This is a genomic window from Rhodoluna sp. (assembly GCF_049276775.1).
Classification (GTDB): Bacteria; Actinomycetota; Actinomycetes; order Actinomycetales; family Microbacteriaceae; genus Rhodoluna.
Genome location: NZ_JBASXC010000011.1, coordinates 1 through 2731 on the forward strand (window position 1 = coordinate 1; position 2731 = coordinate 2731).

3 protein-coding genes are annotated in these 2731 nt (G+C 52.0%); 1 reads left to right on the forward strand and 2 read right to left on the reverse strand.

Features of this window, described 5'->3' with window-relative positions; all coding sequences use genetic code 11:
- Window positions 1-60: 60 nt before the first annotated feature.
- Together WAO31_RS00720 and WAO31_RS00725 are read right to left on the reverse strand one after the other, a co-directional pair.
- The gene (locus WAO31_RS00720) at window positions 61-1281 is read right to left on the reverse strand and encodes a DNA recombination protein RmuC (protein WP_509589043.1); all 1221 of its coding nucleotides are present in this window, start codon (window positions 1279-1281) and stop codon (window positions 61-63) included.
- Between the two features lie 11 nt (window positions 1282-1292).
- Window positions 1293-1856 carry a 3'-5' exonuclease gene (locus WAO31_RS00725; protein ID WP_509589045.1) on the reverse strand — a complete coding sequence of 188 codons (564 nt, stop codon included), beginning with the start codon at window positions 1854-1856 and terminating at the stop codon, window positions 1293-1295.
- Window positions 1857-1901: 45 nt separating this feature from the next.
- Here WAO31_RS00725 and ychF point away from each other — a divergent pair.
- Window positions 1902-2731: redox-regulated ATPase YchF (gene ychF, locus WAO31_RS00730; RefSeq protein ID WP_509589047.1), on the forward strand; the 830-nt coding region annotated here is incomplete at its 3' end.

Below are 2731 nucleotides of genomic sequence, written 5' to 3' on the forward strand. Positions count from 1 at the left end.
GAGTATAGCCAACCTGCGCTTTGGCCCTAGAAGGCTGGTATCTGGCGAGCTTTAAAGCCTTTAGTCCTTCTGTTCTCCGGATTGTAGCTCACTTGCTGTGATTCGCTCCGGAGCTGATTCAAGGGGAGAGGGCGAGGTAATTTCCTCTGTGCCGAGTTGATTCTCATCCAAATCGTTTAGCTTTCTTGCGGTCACTAGCACTCTGGATTCCAGGGATGAAAGGAAGGTGTTGTAATCCTTCACGGTTGAGGTGATAGAGCGGCCAAGCTTTTCAGCGTGCTCGGCAATCTTGCCGATGCGTTCGTAGAGTTCTTTCCCAAGCTTGATCATGTTTCGAACTGAACTTTCATCCACATTCTGTCGCCATATGTAGTTGATGGTTTTTAGAACCGAGAACAAGCTCACCGGAGATGCCAGGGCCACGTTTTTCTTGAAGGCGTATTCCAAAAGCGCCGGGTCAGCATCCAATGCTGCGGATAACAGTGACTCGGATGGAACGAAGGCAATCACAAAATCAGGAGAAGCGTTGAGGCCGGTCCAGTATTCCTTGCTAGAAAGAGCATCGATGTGGCCCTTCATAGCCTTGACGTGCGCGGATACCAGATCCGCTCGCCGCTTAGCCTCTTCCCCTTCGGCAAGTTCCGAAATTGCGGAGGCCTCCTGATAGGAGTTGAACGGAACCTTCGAATCGATGGCGAGAGATTTACCCCCTGGGAGGTTGATGATCAAATCTGCCCTTCCCGCACCACCGTCGGTTGAGAAAGTTGCCTGCTCGTTGAAGTCCGCGTGCTTGATAAGCCCCGCTAGCTCAACCAGCTTTCGAAGTTGAGTTTCACCCCAGACGCCTCGGATGGAATTTGAAGACAGCGCTTGGGAAAGAGCCTGTGTGGTTCTTCTTAGCTGGTCGTCGGAAGCGACGGCATTTTTTAGCTGCTCTTGAATTGTTCCGAATTGCTCGGTGCGTTCTTTTTCTAGAGCCTTCACTGATATCTGCATTTGCTCGAGTCGGTCTTTGACCGGAGCAAGTTCTGCGATCAGCCTAGATTCTTCACGCTCTCTGGTTTCTCGTTCCTTTCTGTCCTCCTCGGCCCGCTGCAAAGCGGAGGTGAGGCCCGAAACGGTAGCTTCGGCGCTGGCTAGCTGTATAGCCAGTGAGCTATCAGAGCCCTTCGATCTGTATCTGAGGGTCGCGACAAGTAATCCAATGACTGCGCCAACCACGACTCCAATAGAGAGGTAAATAAGTTCCATGCTTAGAACTATGCCATTAGCTTCTGACAATACGTCTCAATTTAGACCTGCTTGAGAGTTAGCTTGGTCGCAGCCAGCAATTCCTGCAGGTTTTCAGCCCCGTGCCGATTCGCGGCGTGAATCACAATTCTTGAGCAGGCATCGCTATCGGCCAGGGCATTGTGGTGATCAAACTCCTCGTGGCCAACAGCGTAGGCCACCTGATTCAATCGGTAGCTCTCTAGGTTGTAGGTCTTTCGGGCAATCTGCAGAGAGCAGCTGTAGCTAAGGGGAGGTAAGGAGCCGCCGATAGCCAGGGCAGAGGCCCGAAGAACCCCCATGTCAAAGGATGCGTTGTGGGCAATCAGCACATCTTCGGCAACAAACTCCAACATCTTTACCAAAACTTCCGAGTATTCCGGGGCCGACTCAATCATTGAAGGGGCTATTCCGTGCACTGCAATGTTGCCTGCACTAAACCAGTTATGAAGTGCAGGCGGCTTGAAAAGCGACTCATAGCCATCGACTATCTTGCCGCCTCGAACTCTAATAAGCCCAACAGCGCAGGGGCTAGCCGGCGAGCCGTTAGCTGTTTCGAAGTCAATGGCAACAAAATCGAGGGACATACCCTCAAGTCTGCCACTAGCCAGCGACGGGTAGAGTGGTATCCCGTGGCCCTAACTATCGGAATCGTGGGACTACCAAATGTTGGTAAGTCGACCCTCTTTAATGCTCTAACCAAGAACAACGTTCTGGCTGCGAACTACCCATTCGCCACCATTGAACCCAACGTTGGGGTGGTAAACCTGCCCGATTCCAGGCTAGAGGTGCTCGCCAAGATATTTGAAAGCGAAAAGATTCTGGCAGCGCCAGTTTCCTTCGTTGACATCGCTGGAATCGTAAAGGGCGCCTCGGTCGGCGAAGGACTAGGCAACCAGTTCCTTGCAACCATTCGTGAAGCCGATGCAATCGCCCAAGTTGTTCGGGGCTTTAGTGACTCGGACGTTATTCACGTGGACGGCAAGGTGGAGCCTTCATCGGATATCGAAACCATCAACACCGAGCTGATTTTGGCTGATATGCAAACCCTCGAAAAAGCTCGCCCGCGAATTGAAAAAGAGATCAAGGGCAAAAAAGCTGAACCGGAAGCGCTGACCGCAATCGACGAAGCGCTCGCAATACTCAACGGCGGCCAACCACTTTCTTCAAGCAAGATCGACCTAAACCCAATCAAGGAGCTTGGCCTGCTAACGGCCAAGCCCATCATTTACGTATTCAATGTTGACGAGGGAATCTTGACCGATGCGACCAAGAAAAAGTCCTTGGCCGATTTAGTCGCTCCGGCCGAGGCGGTGTTCTTGGACGCCAAGGTCGAATCAGAGCTGATTGACCTAGAAAAGGAAGAAGCAGCGGAGCTGCTTGCCTCTTTGGGTCAGGACGAATCCGGTTTGGATCAGCTTGCTCGAATTGGTTTTAGAACTCTCGGTCTTCAGACCTACCT

What these genes read in the sequence shown, in the direction of transcription:
- WAO31_RS00725 (WP_509589045.1), bottom strand. Translation starts at nt 1,856, where the DNA reads ATGTCCCTCGATTTTGTTGCCATTGACTTCGAAACAGCTAACGGCTCG.